A 14,934-nucleotide genomic window follows, 5' to 3' on the forward strand; every position below is an offset into this window, starting at 1 on the left:
CCGTTGGGGTGATCTGACAAGGCAGAACTGGGCCGGGCCGTTTCTCGTTTAAGGTGCCCGCCGACTTAGCTTTCGCAGTAGTCAAGGAATCTAACTCGGGCAGCTAACCGTAAGGGCGACGGCTCCCTCCCCACCTCCCAAATCGGCGAGATCTCCCGGAGCGAATTTAGTTCCCTTTCTCATTTGAGAGAGTTGCAAAAAGGTCGTCAATGGGGTCAAGCCGGGCGAAATGATCCTCTCGAAGAGCACTTACACTCCCTCTGCCTGGCCAGTCCAACGATTCCCAACCCTCGCCCTCTTGAGAATAATCATCAGGTTCCATATCCCCCCGAAGGAGCAGAATCCGTTCTGCCAGAAATTCGACAGCCAGGCCGGGCGGATGCCCAAATACGGCAATTGCATATTCAAGATTCGACGCCACCTCCACGCATTCCTCAAGGTTGTTTATACGCGCAGCCTCGGCACGATCCCAGCCTGCTGCGAAAGTTGCAAAACTTTGACGAATCTTGGCCTCAACGATGGCAGAATCGCGAACCTCAGGTAAATCAATCTCGGTAAGCAATTCCAGGGCATCGCAGTAATCCTCCGGCGACTGAGCACAGGAAAGTACTTTTACAGCAAAAGAATTCCGTGCCACAGTCACGGCAGGCCAGGCAGAGGCGTAGTTCGCCAGCAGGCGCAATAGGCTGACAAATAGGCCGCAATCCATCTCCGAATCAGCGAGATCTTCTTTTGCGAGGAGGGCAATATTCTGGCAGGCGCTTTTGATGAAAATAGGTCGCGTAATATATTTCCCAGACTGAGCGGCAGCCCTCAACGTAAACTCGTATCGTTTCAGGGAGTCGCTTGGCTTTCTTCTATGCCCGCTCCCGTCTTGCTCCCAGACCGACGACGGGGCTTCCACCAACCTCTCCATCGATTCAACGATATTGCGCCTGACATTCGGACCCAACCCTGGTAGCAGCGCCTTTCGCGCAGTTCCGGTCGCGAAGCCATGAGACCAGTGGTAAATGTTTGCTGCCTGTTCGAAGAAAGCGCATCCCCGAATGACTTGCGCGAGCTCCTCGGGGTGGGCCACCAGGTAAGAGGTAACGTAGTCAACGAACGACGGATTGGCAAAACGCACCATGACTAATTGATGGTTTAGTGCAGGGCCACCTTCTTGGATACTCGGGCCAGAGCTCCTAGAAATCTCTACGAACGTTCCCTCCAGCCTCTTAAGGGAGATCCTCAACTGGCGCGTATCCGTCTTCGCTCCACCGTAAGTGGAGGCCTCATAAGCCTGCAGAGAATCGACGAAGTCGCCGAGTTCTATCTCATCGCGAAACGTTGACAAAATCAGTAGAGCATCTCTCTCCAAACGTGAAAGCTGATGATCGAATATCTGCTCCCACAGGTCCCGAGGATTCTCAAGAGCCACCATAAAGCATTCATACAACTCCTGCTCCGGCGCCTCAGAAGCGCCAAAGTTTGAGCATATAAGCTCAATCAGGCGTGGATTAAAGTTCGCGTGATCGATGATCCTTCTATATCCTCGGTGAGTAATAATCGATGCCGTGGCGTTTGCCGGAAGGTTGGAAAAGTGAAGATGATTGTAGAGGATCTGCGCCTTTTGGTGGCGCGTATATTTGGCCAGGTCGAGGATGATTTTCCCATGCTTAAATGCAGAAACTCGCTGCAGAGGCTCATGCACTAGGCGAGCTTGCGCGAGAATATACTCTCGGGTCGTCATAATGAGTCGCTTCGTGGCATCTTGCCGAATGCGCTCAATTATCATCGATAGACGACTGTCCTCGTTTTTGTTGAGCGATCCAGATAGCGTATTCTGGCCGAGAAAATCGTCATACAGAAATACCTGTTTTCTTTCAGGCTTCCATGCCCGATCCACATCTGAGACATCTTCTGATGCCAGATTGATCTCCCACCCCTCGCCCGAGAGGCGGAGGAGCAACGTCTCCGCGAGGGTGGTCTTACCGATTCCCGGAGATCCTGATATTATGCACACATGGCATGAGTTGAGAATTTCTCTTGCCCTCCCGAACGCTTCACTATGGACATATATCTTCCGCCGTCGAACAATACTGTCGACAATGCTTGAGTTTCGGGCGTACAGGTCCGATTTCACCAGGTGCTCAAGCACGGCTGCCGAGGTAATCCAAAGCTTGAAGTTGTCTAGCTCGACCCTCGGGTGTCTCCGTAGTAGATTTTCCAGGTCGTCGACAGCAAAAATGTCACTCTGGTCAAGATCTACTCCATCAAAGATCCTGACAATCTCATCCTTGTTTGATCGCGTGAGAGAGGCGGATGTTGCAAGGATATATCTGCACGAGAATTTGCCGCTTACTTTCTCCGCCTCCCTTTCCAGCTGGGCCTTAATTTGAGCATAAGTCCTATTGGGGGAATGCTTGCACTGGACGATTATTGATTCTTTTCCATTTCGGTGAAGGCGAATATCTACGCCACCGTCCCGCCCTTGAGGGAAGGTCTCCATTCGGACGCCAAATTCGGCCTGGAGAAGGTCTCGAACTAAGACCTCAAAATCATAAGGGGAAAGATCTGAATAGTTGCGCGCCATGTCGCCACTATGCCATCAATTAGGCGCCTGCATGAGGGAATGGAAAAATAGCCGGATATGCAGCTTTTCAGTCTCCGGCGTCGCCTCCAGATTCACAAGGCCAACACCTCCGGCCCGCGCGTCGCCCTCTTCCCGGTCCGCGAGGACTGGCACCAGGCCCGCGAGGCGGCGGGCCTGGTGAGCAGCGGCGCCGAGGACATGCACGGTGGCGAGTTGGAGGTGTCGCTCCTCCTCCACGGCGCCCCGGAGCTCATCCGCGACGGCATCGAGCAGGACGACCATTCCGCCCCCGAGCGCCCGCACCTGCTCACGCTCGGCATGACCGGGTACACGAAGAACGGCATCATCGGGCAGCCCTCCCTCGGAACGGCGGCGAAGGGCCGCGCCCTCCTCGACAGCCTGTCCCGGTCTGCTGCCGCGCATCTCTCGATCCTCGCGGGCGGCTGAGAGGCACTTCGGGCCCTTCCCCTGCTGGGGAAGGGCCCGAAGGGAAAAGCGAACAACCGCGAAGTGAGGCGTCAGGCCTTGGGGCCGGCGGACTGGACGACCTCGAAGGACCAGAGGGTGGAACCGGAGGCGGCGGGGCGCTTGGGGGCCTCGCCCTCCGGGGCGGCGGGGCGGTGGGCGGCCTGCATGGGGCCCTCCATCCACACCTTGAAATCCTCCTCGCTGCGCCAGCGGGTGTAGACGAGGTACTGGTCGGTGCCCTCGACGGGACGGAGGAGCTCGAACCACTCGAAGCCGTCCGAGTTCTCCACCGCGCCGGCGCGGGAGGCGAAGCGCTGCTCCAGGACCTCCCGCTGCTCGGCGGGAACCGTCAGTACGTTGATCTTGACGACGCTACTCACATGACACCTCTCATCACTAGGCCCTCTACCTGGGCACCTAACCTTGACCACGTGCGAGCAGTCTCCTACATACGACAGTCAAAGAAGCGTGAGGACGACTCTCAAGCTTCGCCCGGCTGCCCAGCGAACGAAGACCGAAGCCTTGATTCTCGCGAAGGGCTGGGAGAGCAACGGCCACTTCGAAGACGTCGGCAAGTCGGGCTGGGACCTCTGGGAGAAGCAGCGCAACGGCCGTAACGGGTCGCTGGTGGCCAAGCTCCAAGGAGCCCGGCTCGTGCTGTCCAGCGAGAGGACGGCCGCCCGCCTGGACGAAGCGTTCGTGAAGCTCTTCACCGCCGCCGACCTGCTCACCTCGCACCAGAAGTACAAGCCCGCGTAAGACTTCACACCGACCGCTCTGCTCATCATGTCCGGCAACGACAAGCCCACGATCCGAGGCACCGACGAAGACATCTGGCGGCGCTTCCGCTGCGTCCCGTGGGACGAGTCGTTCATCGGAAGGGAGGACAAGGGATTCAAGGGCCGCCTACTGGCCGAAGCGGAAGGCATAGCGGCTTGGGCCGTCCGGGGCGCCGCCGAGTGGTTCGAGCACGGCCTGAACGAGCAGGAACGAGTCACCAGGGCTACCGGCGAATACCGGGAGGAGTCCGACCCGTTCGCCGACTGGGTGGCGGCCAACTTCGAAGCAGCGCCGGACGGCTTCGTGCCGAACAGCGAGATCAAGCAGCGGGCAGAGCGGATGCACCCGAAGCTCCCCGGACAGGCGCAAGCGTGGTCCAAGGACTACGTCCGCCCCGGCGACACCCTGTGCGTGTGGAAGCTGGACCGGTTCGCCCGGCCGCTGATTGACCTCGTGACCATGGTGGACGCCCTCACGGCGCGCGGGGTCGGATTCAATGTCCTCACGGGCGCTGGCCAGCATCGACCCGAACACCCCGGACGGCCGTCTCATGCTTCAGGTCGTCGGCGCGATGGCGGAGTTCGAGCGCTCGTTGGTCAAGGACCGCACGAAGGCCGGTCTCGCTGCCGCCAAAGCTCAGGGTCGGACTGGTGGTCGGCCGTCCGTGATCAGTGAGGACAGGTTGACCATTGCCCGCGCCCGCCCCGCCAAGGGGGAGAGCGTGAGCAGCATCGCGAAGGCGCTCGGGATCAGTCGGGCGACGCTGTACCGGCACTTGGAGGACTCCGAGTCGTAGCCGCCGCGCCTGCCGTGGGAGCCGTCTGCCCCCGCTGTGGGTGGACGGCTCTTTCGCCCTCTCTGGCGTCTGCCATCTTGACAGCACGATGCCCCGGTACGGGCTCTGAGAGGTCCGTACCGGGGCGGCGCCAGTTCACCAGCGCGAGCAGAGGTAGTCCACCACAGGCGCCAACCGGGTGGTGGCGGACGTGGGCCCAGCCGTGTACGCCGCGAGAGCAATCCCGGCGCCATCCACGACCGTGAGCCCCGCTGGAATGGCCGTCCCGCCGCTGACGACAACGACGGGCTGACCGTCCCGGTACTCGATCGACAGTGTGCCGATATCCTCGGGCTTGACCTGATCGGCCGGGACCAGCACGGGTTCGGCCGTCCCGGGCGTGAGCTTGATCGGGGCCGGGCCCTTTGAGTTGGGCGTGGTCTCGGGCATGACTGTCTCCTCACTGGCCGGCTCGCTGCCGACGCGCCTGGACCTTCCCATGACTGTCCGTCACCAAACCATCGCCGTTCTGATCGCTCGTCCGGCCGGCTGGGCGGGGCGCTCCGGAAGTTTCCGGCCGTGGCCGCCAACGGTCCCGACCCCAGCTCGAAGCACGCGCCCTGAGTGTGATGCCGTTTCCAGACCCAAGATTCGCCAACTGGGATGCGGCCCGACGAGGTGGTCGCCATGACCCGCGAGGCGTGGGCGGAGTTCACCAGCGCCATCAAGTGCGGGGAGGTCGACCTGAGCGCGCAGGAGACCTGTGGACTGTCCGCTGTGTGATCAGCCCATCGCGTTCGACCCGGAGACAGGACAAGGCTGCTGCTTCCGGTGCGACCAGTGGGCGGGTCGGGCGATCCGGGGCCTGTCGATCGTGACGCTCCGCGGCAACTTGCCCGAAGTGCAGGCGGAGAGGGGGCGTGCAAGCCTGGTTGGAGAACCCGAAATCCAACCGAATGGGGCACAGCCATGGGTATCGGCGACAAGTTCCGGGACAAGGCCGAGCAGTTGGAGGAGGAGGCGAAGTCGCGCCTCGGCAACAAGCCCCCGAAGGCGGACGACGCCCAACAGAAGGCCGCCCAGACCCAGCAGCAGGGCCAACAGCAGGGCCAGCAGAACCTGGACGACCTACCGGACGACATCGACGACCGGAAGTAGCGGCCAAGACCGGGCGGGGACGGTCAGGGGTGGGCCCTCGACCGTCCCCGTACTCATGCCCGGACCGCTTCGTGGGTCAGGCGATCCACGGCGGGAGGAGGCGCTCGGCGTCGCGGGGGGCGAGGCCGCAGGCGCCTTCGGGGGTGACGGCGTCGGGGTTGTAGGCGTGGGCGGGGGACGGGCCGGCGACGATGGCGGTGAAGCCGTCGGCGGTGGTGATCCGGCGGGCGAGGTCGGCGGGGAGGACGAGGGTGTCGCCGGCGGTGAGGGGCACCGGGCCGTCGGGGAGGGTGACGGTGGCGGTGCCGGTGAGCAGCGTCCAGATCTGTTCGACGTCCATGGCGTGGAGCGGGCCGCTCTTGCCGGCCGTCATGTCGACCTGCCACAGGGCGAGGGTGGTTGAGCCCTGGGTGGGTGAGGCGTAGGTGGTCATGACGGCGTTCGGCGTCTCGATGCGACGGGCGTCGGCGTGGCGGATCACGGGCATGGCGAGGGAACCCCCTAAGATGGTCAATGGCATTGTCTATATGGTCAATGAGGTTGTCTACCCATGTCAAGCGAGCCCGCGAGCACACCCACCGGCACACCCCCGAGCGAACCCGCCCCGCCCGGCTTCGAGTTGCCGCTGCGCCTGCTGCTCACCTTCCGGACGATCATCGACGAGCTGCACGAGCGCATCGCCCGCGAGGGCCACCCCGACCTGCGGCCCATGCACGGCTTCGTCTTCCAGGCGATCGGACCGCACGGCACCACCGCCGTCGACCTCGGCCGCCGGCTCGGCGTCTCCAAGCAGGCCGCCGGCAAGACCATCGAGAACTTGGAGCAGCTCGGCTACGTCGAACGCGGCGGCGACCCGGCCGACGCCCGCCGCAAGGTCGTCCGACTGACCGCCCGCGGGGTGGACTGCCTGGTCCGGTCGGCCCGGATCTTCGACGAGCTGCGCGCCGAGTGGTCCGCCACCCTGGGCGAGGAGCGCCTGCGCGAGGTGGAGACGGCCCTGCGCCTGCTCGCCCCCGGCGACCCGTTCCGCCTCGACACCCCTCGCTGGTTCGGCGGTCCGTGAGGGAGGATCAGGAGTGGTGCGAGTCATGAGGGGCCAGCGGAGGGGAAGCGGATGAGACGGCTGGGGCGGACGGTCACGGCGGCGGCCGTACTGGTGCTCGCGGCGTGCTCCTCACCGGCCCCCGAATCACCGGCTCCAGGGCCACCAGCCCCCGAGCGCATGTCCCCGGAGGCCCGCGGCTACCTCTCGGAGGCCCTGGACCTCATCCAGCAGAAGTCCCTCAACACCGCGAAGGTGGACTGGCCGAAGCTCCGCACCCAGGCCTTCGCCCAGGCGGCCACGGCCCGCACCCCGGCCGACACCCACACCGCGATCAGGGCCGCCGTCACCGCCCTCGACGACCACCACAGCCGTTTCTACCCGCCCGACCAGGCGGCGAAGGTCGACGCCGACCCGGAGGCCGTGAACGCCCCGACCGCCCGGCAACTCCCCGGCCGCATCGTCCAGTTGAATCTCCCGGCGGTGAACGGATCGGAGCGCACCTACGCCGAGTACGTCGCCCGCGGCCGCGCCGCCGTCGCCGAAGTGAGCGCCTGCGGCTGGGTGGTGGACCTGCGGGGCGAGACCGGGGGCGGGATGTGGGCCCCGCTGGCCGTCGCGGCGCCGATCCTCGGCGACGGCCCGCTGGGCGCCTTCGTCACCGCGGACGGCACCCGCAGCACCTGGTCGGTCCGCGACGGCGTGCCGTACCTGGACGACGCCCCGCAGGCCTCCCCCGCCACCCACCACGACAAGGCGCCCACCCACCACGACCAGACGCCCGAAACGCCCGTCGCCGTCCTCACCGGCCGCGCGACCGGCAGCGCGGGCGAGGCGGTCGCCATCGCCTTCATCGGCCGCCCGGCCACCCGCAGCTTCGGCCAGCCCACCTACGGGGTGCCCACCGGCAACGCCGCCCACCGGCTGTCGGACGGCGCCGTCCTGCTGCTCACCGGCGCCGCCGAGGCCGACCGCACCGGCCGGGTCCACGAGGGCCCGATCGAGCCGGACGAGGCGGTCGAAACGGCCGACCCCCGCAAGGACGACGACCCCGCGCTCGCCGCCGCCGTCGCCTGGCTCTCCAACCAGACCCCCTGCAAGGCAAGCTAGAACGACCGCCCCTCGCCCCGGTACGGCGGCTCGTGGGCGGGCCGGTCCGGGCGGTCGCGCCGGTCGGCGCAGAGGGTGGAGCTGAGGCGGGTGAGCAGGTCGGCGAGGTCGGCGTACTGCTGCTCGTCCCAGTCGCCGAGCAGGTCGGCGAGTTGCGAGCGCCGGGCGGCGACCAGCTTGACGGCCGCCTCCGCCCCCGGTTCGGTGAGCCGTAGCGGCAGCCCGCCGCTGCGGGCGGCGAGGCCGCGGCCCTCGACTTCCCGGACGGCGCTTTCGATGACGGCGATCGGGATGATCCGCCGCTCGGCGAGTTCGGCCGGCTCGACCGAGCCGTGGTGGTGCATCTGCAACAGCAGCCAGCTGGAGGCGGGTTGGAGGTCCAGACCGGCCCCCTCGGTGATCCGCCGGAAGAGGTCGCGCCGGGCCTCGCGGGTGCTCAGCACCGAGAGCGCGCGGGCGATCTCGTCCAGCGACGAGCGTTGGACGGGGTTGAGGCCGATGGATTCGCTCAGGTCGGGTGCGGTGACGGTGGAGCGCAGCTTCTGTTCGCGCAGGAACAGCGACAGCACGAAGGCGACCAGCGCGACGGGCACCGCGTACAGGAACACCCGGGTGATCGACTCGGCGTACGCGTGGTGGACGGCTTCCTGGACGACGGCGGGCAGCCGGGTGATCACCCGCGGGTCGGAGGTGATGGCCTCGGGGTGGAAGCCGGGTGGCAGCGGCAGGCCGGTGAGGGCGTCGGCGAGCCGGTCGCGCAGCCCGCTGGCGAACAGGCTGCCGAAGATGGAGACGCCGAAGGAGGCGCCGATGGAGCGGAAGAAGGTGGCGCCGGCGGTGGCGACGCCGAGGTCCTGGTAACCGACGGAGTTCTGCACGATCAGCACCAGCACCTGCATGACCAGGCCCAGCCCGAGGCCGAAGACCAGGAAGTAGAGGCTCATCTCGGTGGTGCTGCTGTGCTCGTCGAGCCGGGAGAGCAGCAGCAGGCCGACGGTGGTGACGGCCGTCCCGGCGATCGGGAAGATCCGGTAGTGGCCGGTGCGGGCGACGATCTGGCCGGAGCCGATCGAGGTGAGCAGCATGCCGAGCACCATCGGCAGCATGTGGATGCCGGACAGGGTGGGCGAGACCTGCTTGACGACCTGGAGGAAGGTCGGCAGGTAGGTGAGGGCGCCGAACATCGCGAAGCCGACCACGAAGGAGATCACCGCGACCAGGCTGAACGTCCGGGAGCGGAACAGCCGCAGCGGCAGCACCGGTTCGCCGGCCGTCCGCTCGACCAGGACGAAGGCGAGCAGCAGCACCAGGCCGAGCACGCCGAGCCCGACGATCTGCCAGGAGGTCCAGCCCCAGGTGGTGCCGCCGAGGGAGGTCATCAGCACCAGGCAGGTGGCGACGGCGGCGATCAGCACGGTGCCGAGGTAGTCGATCCGGTGCTGGCGCCTGGTCTCCTGCCCGGGCAGGACGGCGGCGATCACCACCAGGGCGACGATGCCGATCGGCAGGTTGATGTAGAAGACCCAGCGCCAGCTGAGGTTGTCGACGAACAGGCCGCCGAGCAGCGGGCCGAGGACGCTGGTCACGCCGAAGACGGCGCCGAAGAGGCCCTGGTACTTGCCGCGGTCCCGGGGGGAGACGAGGTCGCCGACGATGGCCTGGGTGAGCACGATCAGCCCGCCGCCGCCCAGGCCCTGCAGCGCGCGGAAGGCGATGAGTTCGCCCATGTTCTGGGCGATGCCGCAGAGTACGGAGCCGAGCAGGAAGATCACGATGGAGGCCTGGAAGAAGCGCTTCCGGCCGTACATGTCGCCGAGCTTGCCCCAGAGCGGGGTGGCGGCCGTGGAGGCCAGCAGGTAGGCGGTGACCACCCAGGAGATGTGGTCCAGGCCGCCGAGGTCGCTGACGATGGTGGGCAGCGCGGTGGAGACGATGGTCTGGTCGAGGGCGGCGAGCAGCATCGCCAGCAGCAGGGCGCCGATCGGCACCCAGAGGTTGGGGACGGTGACCTCCGGCGGGCCGGGCTCGTACGCCGGGCTGCGGTCGGACGCGGCGCGCGAGTCCGTCATGGCGGCTCCGTAGGGTCGCGGGCCCCGGCCGAGGCGGCGGGCCCGTGCGGATGATCACTCCCAGCTCACCATGCTGTCAGAAATGCCCCGGTTTGCTCCCTCGGATTGAGCCGAACGTAGCCGCCGGGCCCACCGACCCAGGACACACCGCACCGACCCGACCGCCGGCACCGGGGACATCCGCCGCTCCCCGGCCGTTCCTCGGGAAACAACCGCCACCAACCGGCACAACACCCCCGCCCGGGTCCGGACGCCCCTGTCCCCCCTCCGGGACGTCCTGCATAATCAGGCGCGATCGTGAGCCCGGGAACCGCCCCGGGGCACGCAGACCGCCCGAGAACCGAGGAGGACCGGCCGATGCCGGACCAGCACTGCCCGACGTGCGGCACCGCACGCTCCACCGGGTGCGGCTGCGTCCCGGACCCGAGCCTCACCGAGACGGCCGTCCTCCCGCACCTCGAAGGCCCGCCACTGGTCCGCCCGTACGTGCCGCAGGCCGTCGGCCAGGTCGCCGAGGAGCCCGTGGCGGACGTCCCCGCCGTCGACCCGTTCGCGACCACCGTCCTGCCGCCGGTCGCCCCGGGACAACCGGCCCCCGTCCACCCCGCCCCGCCCGTGGTTCCCCCGCTGGGGCCGGACGCCGACGCCTACGCCACCACCGTGCTGCCGCCGGTGCCCGCCTCCGGGCCGGGCGCCTACGCGGCGGCGACAGCCCCGCAGGCCGCGTCCGGCGGCGACCTCGGAGTCTTCCCCTTCGACCACGCGACGCCCGGGCCCGAGCCGGAGCCCGTCGGCGGCCGGGCCGCGCGCAGAGCCGCCGAGCAGGCCGCGCAGAACCCGCTGGCCCGGCACAAGCTGCTGCTGGCCGGGGTGGGCGCCGGCCTGGTCGCGCTCACCATCGGCATCGCGTACGCGGTGACGCCCTCGCCCGCGCCGACGACCCGGCAGGCGCAGCCGCTGCCCACCACCCTGGCGCCCGCGCCGGTGGAGCCGACCGCCCCGGCACCGACGGACCCGGCCACGCCGCCGCCGCCGACCAGCGAGGCACCGAGCCCGACGTCGCCCCCCACCCGCAAGCCGAGCCCGACGAAGACGGCCACCCCGGCGCCGACGCCGACCACCCAGGCCCCGGTCGCCGCTCCCCCGGCCCCCGCTTCCGCCCCGACCGCGCCCGCGACGCCCACGCCCACCCCCACCACCGCGACGCCCACGCCGACCCCGACCCCCACTCCGACGCCGACCCCGACCACCCGGGTGCTCCAGATGGGGATGACCGGCGCCGACGTCAAGGACATGCAGCAGCGGCTGTGGGCGGCCGAGTGCGGATACGTCGACAAGTCGATGATCACCGGGACCTTCGACTTCTGGACCCGGTCGGTGCTCGGCGACTACCAGACCAGCAACCGGATCAAGGGCGAGACCTTCGTCTACGGCCCGAAGACCCGGGCCGCCCTGGAGGCCGACCCGGGCTGCTGAGCCCCGCGGACAAGGGGTCAGCCGGTGATCGCCCCGAAGATGCTGATGCCCGCCAGCACCACCATGATCGCCGCCGCGACCCGGATGATCAGCTTCATCGGCACGTACTTGAGCAGCTTCTGCCCGCCCACGATGGCGAGCCCGCCGACCGCGCACAGCGCCAGCCACGCGCCGAGGCCGACGGCCAGCGGATCGGCGTACTTGGCGGCCAGGTTGGCGGTCATGATCTGGGTCAGGTCGCCGAACTCGGCGACCGCGACGACCAAGAAGCTGGCCCCGGCCACCTTCCAGAAGCTGTTCGAGGACGGCTCCTTGGCGGCGTGCCCCTCCTCGTCGTCGCCCCCGCCGTGGAAGAGCAGCATGGCCGCACCGGCCAGGAACAGCACGCCGGTGACGCCCTCGACCCAGCGGTGCGGCAGCAGCGAGAGCAGGTGCCCGGCGGCGAGGGCGAGGACGACCTGAACGCCCATCGCCGCGGCGACACCCGCGAAGACGTAGCTGGCACGGTACTTGGTGCCGAGTACGAGGCTGGCCAGCGCGGTCTTGTCCGGCAGTTCGGCCAGGAAGATGATGCCGAACGTCAGCGCGGCCACGGTCAAACTCATCAGAAAGGGTCCCTCGGTCGGGCTGCCCGGCCTCCGCAGGTCCGTCAGGGGACGCTTCGGCCCGACAGCACTGGTCATGGTCACAGCACTGCGGCCGAAGGTCTCGCCGGCACCGACCCCGGAGGATCGGGTGCCCCGGGCGCCGGGCCCGTGAGGGCCAGTATGTCGACGGTCCGGTGGAGGGCTACTCCCCTTCAACGTGCTCAAGGGTACCCGACCGCGTCCAGTACCCAAGGCGGCCCGGTACCCGCCCCCGCCCCGGCCCCCCAGCGCTCACCAGCCCGCGCGCTCACCAGCCCGCGCTCACCAGCCCCCGGCCGACCAGCTCCAGCACCACCACGATCGCCACCGACTCCACCGCCAGCAGCCCGACCAGCACGAACAGCTGCACCGCCCCCGCCTGGACGGGCGAGGCGCCGCCGAGCAGCATGCCGACGAAGGCGCCGGGGAGGGTGACCAGGCCGACCGTCCGGGTCTGGTCGAGAGCGGGCACCAGCGAGGTCGCGGCGGCGGTGCGGCAGATCTCCAGCCGGGCGTCGCGGTCCTCGAAGCCGAGCGCCAGGGCCGCCTCCACCTCGCCGCGGCGCTGCCGCAGTTCGTCGAGGGCGCGCCGCCCGGCCAGCGAGGTGGCGGTGAGCGCGCCGCCGATCAGGATGCCGGCGACGGGGATGACGGACAGGCCCTTGGCCGGCAGCAGTCCGACGGCCAGCAGCAGGGCGAGCGCCGGCAGCACGCCGGCGCCGATCGGCGCGGCCGCCCAGACCCAGTCGGGGCCGGGGGTCATCCGCCGCCCGGCGGTGCGCACCGCGACGGTGAACATCAGCAGCACGAACAGCGCCGACCACCAGAGCGAGCCGACCACCCAGCTGATCACCGCGGCGACGGCGGCCAGTTGCACCACCGCGCGCAGTCCGGCCCGCAGCACCGCGTGCCCGTGGCCGAGCAGGCCCCGGCCGGCCACCGCGACGGCGGCCAGCAGCAGGACGGCGGTGACCACCCCGAGCATCGGGGTGACGGGCAGCAGCTGACCGCCCGCGGCGGACAGGGGCACCGGTGTCAGATCCAGCTGGTGAACCACATCCGGTCCTGCCAGGACGTCATCGGGATCACCTCCGCCGTGTACAGCGGGTAGAAGAAGGCGAAGCAGGCGACGATGGCGAGCACGATCAGCCCGGCGCCGGCCGCGCCGATCCGGCGGCGTTCGGGGCTGCACCCGGCCGGGCCGAGGATCGCCCCGAGCATCTGCGCGACGGCCAGGCACAGGAACGGCACCAGGACGACCATGTAGAAGGAGAAGACGGTCCGCTCCTGGTACTGGAACCAGGGCAGGTAGATCCCGGCGACGGCGCACAGCACGGCGCCCGAGCGCCAGTCCCGGCGGAAGAACCAGCGCCACAGCAGGTAGACCAGGGCGAAGCAGGCCGTCCACCAGAGCAGCGGGGTGCCGAGGCCGAGGATCTGGGACGCGCAGCCGCCGGTGGCGGTGCAGCCGTGCTGCCCGTTCGGGACCTGCTCCCAGTACATGGAGACGGGGCGGCCGACGACCAGCCAGCTGAAGGGGTTGGACTGGTAGGTGTGCGGGGTGCTCAGCCCGGTATTGAAGTCGTACATCTGCGAGTGGTAGTGCCACAGGCTGCGCAGCGACGCGGGCACCCAGCTCATCGACACCTGCGGCAGCGGGACGCCGAGGAAGGTGTCCGGGGACAGGCCGGGGCGGCCGTCGGCCCAGTGCCGGTCGTACCCGCCCTCGCCGTTGCCGCCGCTGGCGAGCCAGCCGGCCCAGGCGCCGACGTACACCACCAGGGCGGAGCCGACCATGGCGAGGAAGGCGGGGACGGCGTCGCGGCGCAGCATCGAGCGCCAGGGGCGGCGGGCGCCGGCCCCGCGACGGCCGGACTGGTCCCACAGGACGGTCAGCAGGCCGAAGGCGGCGAGGATCATCGCGCCGTTCCACTTGACGGCGCAGGCGGCGCCGAGGAGCACCCCGGCGGCGATCCGCCAGGGGCGCAGGCCGAGCCGGGCGCGGTCACCGTCGGTGACGCCGACCAGCCGGGCGCGGACGTGGTCGCGGTCGATCAGGAGGCTGCCGAAGGCGGCGAGCACGAAGAACATCTGGATGCCGTCGAGCAGCCCGACCCGGCTCATCACCAGTTGGAGGCCGTCGACGGCCATCAACAGGGCCGCGGTGCAGCCGATCAGGGTGGAGCCGAAGAGCCGGCGGCCGATCCGGGCGAGCATCAGCACGGTGACGGTGCCGAGCAGGGCGGTCATGAACCGCCAGCCGAAGGGGTGCATGCCGAACAGCTGTTCGCCGATCGCCATCACCCATTTGCCGAGCGGCGGGTGGGCGATGAACTCGGGCGCGGAGGTGAGCGGGATGTGCTGCGGGACGGCCAGGACGTCGGTGTTGGCGTGGTCCGGCCAGCTGCCCTCGTAGCCCTGCCGCAGCAGCGACCAGGCGTCCTTGGGGTAGTACGTCTCGTCGAAGACGAAGGCGTTGGGGTAGCCGAGGTTCCAGAACCGCAGCAGGCCGGCGAAGAGCGCGACGCCGATCGGCCCGAGCCAGCCGGACCAGTCGGCCGACAGGCGGAGCAGCCGGCCCCGGACCGGTGCCGGGGCGGCGGGGGCCGGGGCCTGGACCGCCGGGGGGTGCGTGAGCGCCGCTTGCGTCATTGCCTCGCCGATTCGCCTGTCTCCTGTGCCGGCCGGGTCTCCTGTACCGACCGGGCCGGGCGGCCAACAGCCACTGACACTATGTGGCGGTGGTCGCGAAGCCAAGCGCGACGGGCGCCGACCAGGTGACCCGGTCGGCGCCCGTCGGCACGCCTGTTCGATCGGCGGTCACGCCGCCGTCCGCAACTCCCCGTCGGCGGTCA

The 14,934-nt window shown here is 68.5% G+C and carries 16 protein-coding genes; 8 read left to right on the forward strand and 8 right to left on the reverse strand.

The features are described 5' to 3' along the window. Positions 1-166: 166 nt before the first annotated feature. Positions 167-2,575, reverse strand: a complete 2,409-nt coding sequence (locus A6F73_RS39190; RefSeq protein ID WP_079135555.1) for a restriction endonuclease — start codon at positions 2,573-2,575, stop codon at positions 167-169. Between the two features lie 57 nt (positions 2,576-2,632). Between A6F73_RS39190 and A6F73_RS09535 the strand changes: the two genes are divergently transcribed. Then, a complete protein-coding gene (locus tag A6F73_RS09535; protein WP_063347399.1) occupies positions 2,633-3,022 on the forward strand; it encodes a creatininase family protein in 390 nt (129 codons plus the stop codon). A 71-nt stretch (positions 3,023-3,093) separates the two neighbouring features. On the opposite strand, the gene A6F73_RS09540 is transcribed toward A6F73_RS09535, so the two are convergent. Next, positions 3,094-3,423, reverse strand: a complete 330-nt coding sequence (locus tag A6F73_RS09540; RefSeq protein WP_063347400.1) for an antibiotic biosynthesis monooxygenase — start codon at positions 3,421-3,423, stop codon at positions 3,094-3,096. Positions 3,424-3,565: 142 nt separating this feature from the next. On the opposite strand from A6F73_RS09540, the gene A6F73_RS09545 reads away from it, so the two are divergent. The 3 genes from A6F73_RS09545 to A6F73_RS43945 are packed head-to-tail and all read left to right on the forward strand — an operon-like array spanning position 3,566 to position 4,619. Beyond that, positions 3,566-3,802: a hypothetical protein gene (locus tag A6F73_RS09545; protein ID WP_063347401.1), complete on the forward strand. Its 237-nt coding sequence runs from the start codon at positions 3,566-3,568 to the stop codon at positions 3,800-3,802. 27 nt (positions 3,803-3,829) lie between these two features. After that, on the forward strand, positions 3,830-4,498 hold the full coding sequence (locus A6F73_RS43940; protein WP_279634889.1) for a recombinase family protein: 669 nt from the start codon (positions 3,830-3,832) through the stop codon (positions 4,496-4,498). Further along, entirely contained in the window at positions 4,395-4,619 is a 225-nt protein-coding gene (locus A6F73_RS43945; RefSeq protein WP_279634890.1) for a recombinase family protein, read from the forward strand. Before A6F73_RS43940 ends, A6F73_RS43945 begins: the two co-directional genes overlap by 104 nt. Before the next feature lie 135 nt (positions 4,620-4,754). On the opposite strand, the gene A6F73_RS09555 is transcribed toward A6F73_RS43945, so the two are convergent. Continuing rightward, complete coding sequence (locus A6F73_RS09555) at positions 4,755-5,048, reverse strand: hypothetical protein (RefSeq protein ID WP_063347403.1); 294 nt, start codon at positions 5,046-5,048, stop codon at positions 4,755-4,757. Positions 5,049-5,567: 519 nt separating this feature from the next. Between A6F73_RS09555 and A6F73_RS09560 the strand changes: the two genes are divergently transcribed. Continuing rightward, the gene (locus tag A6F73_RS09560) at positions 5,568-5,756 is read left to right on the forward strand and encodes a hypothetical protein (protein ID WP_063347404.1); all 189 of its coding nucleotides are present in this window, start codon (positions 5,568-5,570) and stop codon (positions 5,754-5,756) included. A 76-nt stretch (positions 5,757-5,832) separates the two neighbouring features. Here the strand turns inward: A6F73_RS09560 and A6F73_RS09565 are convergent, their stop codons facing one another. Continuing rightward, a complete protein-coding gene (locus tag A6F73_RS09565; protein ID WP_063347405.1) occupies positions 5,833-6,243 on the reverse strand; it encodes a cupin domain-containing protein in 411 nt (136 codons plus the stop codon). Positions 6,244-6,306: 63 nt separating this feature from the next. On the opposite strand from A6F73_RS09565, the gene A6F73_RS09570 reads away from it, so the two are divergent. Further along, positions 6,307-6,819: a MarR family winged helix-turn-helix transcriptional regulator gene (locus tag A6F73_RS09570; RefSeq protein WP_063347406.1), complete on the forward strand. Its 513-nt coding sequence runs from the start codon at positions 6,307-6,309 to the stop codon at positions 6,817-6,819. Between the two features lie 159 nt (positions 6,820-6,978). After that, positions 6,979-7,908: a S41 family peptidase gene (locus A6F73_RS09575; RefSeq protein ID WP_107452852.1), complete on the forward strand. Its 930-nt coding sequence runs from the start codon at positions 6,979-6,981 to the stop codon at positions 7,906-7,908. On the opposite strand, the gene A6F73_RS09580 is transcribed toward A6F73_RS09575, so the two are convergent. Continuing rightward, entirely contained in the window at positions 7,905-9,977 is a 2,073-nt protein-coding gene (locus A6F73_RS09580) for an MFS transporter (RefSeq protein WP_079135556.1), read from the reverse strand. The two genes, A6F73_RS09575 and A6F73_RS09580, sit on opposite strands and share 4 nt — an antisense overlap. Positions 9,978-10,334: 357 nt before the next feature. On the opposite strand from A6F73_RS09580, the gene A6F73_RS43950 reads away from it, so the two are divergent. Then, a complete protein-coding gene (locus A6F73_RS43950; RefSeq protein WP_063347408.1) occupies positions 10,335-11,453 on the forward strand; it encodes a peptidoglycan-binding domain-containing protein in 1,119 nt (372 codons plus the stop codon). Between the two features lie 17 nt (positions 11,454-11,470). Here the strand turns inward: A6F73_RS43950 and A6F73_RS09590 are convergent, their stop codons facing one another. The 3 genes from A6F73_RS09590 to A6F73_RS09600 all read right to left on the reverse strand — a co-directional run bounded on the left by A6F73_RS09590 (position 11,471) and on the right by A6F73_RS09600 (position 14,731). Continuing rightward, positions 11,471-12,061, reverse strand: coding sequence for a TMEM165/GDT1 family protein (locus A6F73_RS09590; RefSeq protein WP_063351072.1), 591 nt, complete (start codon positions 12,059-12,061; stop codon positions 11,471-11,473). A gap of 286 nt (positions 12,062-12,347) precedes the next feature. Next, complete coding sequence (locus tag A6F73_RS09595) at positions 12,348-13,064, reverse strand: ABC transporter permease (protein ID WP_063351073.1); 717 nt, start codon at positions 13,062-13,064, stop codon at positions 12,348-12,350. Between the two features lie 50 nt (positions 13,065-13,114). Further along, complete coding sequence (locus tag A6F73_RS09600; RefSeq protein WP_079135558.1) at positions 13,115-14,731, reverse strand: phospholipid carrier-dependent glycosyltransferase; 1,617 nt, start codon at positions 14,729-14,731, stop codon at positions 13,115-13,117. Positions 14,732-14,934: the final 203 nt, after the last annotated feature.

The sequence above is a fragment of the Streptomyces sp. MJM8645 genome, from assembly GCF_001625365.1.
Taxonomy (GTDB): Bacteria; Actinomycetota; Actinomycetes; order Streptomycetales; family Streptomycetaceae; genus Kitasatospora.

Bases quoted from the DNA above. Each gene is read 5' to 3' on its own strand.
- A6F73_RS43940 (WP_279634889.1), top strand. From the start codon at position 3,830: ATGTCCGGCAACGACAAGCCCACGATCCGAGGCACCGACGAAGACATC.
- A6F73_RS43950 (WP_063347408.1), top strand. From the start codon at position 10,335: ATGCCGGACCAGCACTGCCCGACGTGCGGCACCGCACGCTCCACCGGG.
- A6F73_RS09595 (WP_063351073.1), bottom strand. From the start codon at position 13,064: ATGCTCGGGGTGGTCACCGCCGTCCTGCTGCTGGCCGCCGTCGCGGTG.
- A6F73_RS09565 (WP_063347405.1), bottom strand. From the start codon at position 6,243: ATGCCCGTGATCCGCCACGCCGACGCCCGTCGCATCGAGACGCCGAAC.
- A6F73_RS09570 (WP_063347406.1), top strand. From the start codon at position 6,307: ATGTCAAGCGAGCCCGCGAGCACACCCACCGGCACACCCCCGAGCGAA.
- A6F73_RS09560 (WP_063347404.1), top strand. From the start codon at position 5,568: ATGGGTATCGGCGACAAGTTCCGGGACAAGGCCGAGCAGTTGGAGGAG.
- A6F73_RS09535 (WP_063347399.1), top strand. From the start codon at position 2,633: ATGCAGCTTTTCAGTCTCCGGCGTCGCCTCCAGATTCACAAGGCCAAC.
- A6F73_RS09600 (WP_079135558.1), bottom strand. From the start codon at position 14,731: ATGACGCAAGCGGCGCTCACGCACCCCCCGGCGGTCCAGGCCCCGGCC.
- A6F73_RS09575 (WP_107452852.1), top strand. From the start codon at position 6,979: ATGTCCCCGGAGGCCCGCGGCTACCTCTCGGAGGCCCTGGACCTCATC.
- A6F73_RS43945 (WP_279634890.1), top strand. From the start codon at position 4,395: ATGGCGGAGTTCGAGCGCTCGTTGGTCAAGGACCGCACGAAGGCCGGT.
- A6F73_RS39190 (WP_079135555.1), bottom strand. From the start codon at position 2,575: ATGGCGCGCAACTATTCAGATCTTTCCCCTTATGATTTTGAGGTCTTA.
- A6F73_RS09580 (WP_079135556.1), bottom strand. From the start codon at position 9,977: ATGACGGACTCGCGCGCCGCGTCCGACCGCAGCCCGGCGTACGAGCCC.
- A6F73_RS09555 (WP_063347403.1), bottom strand. From the start codon at position 5,048: ATGCCCGAGACCACGCCCAACTCAAAGGGCCCGGCCCCGATCAAGCTC.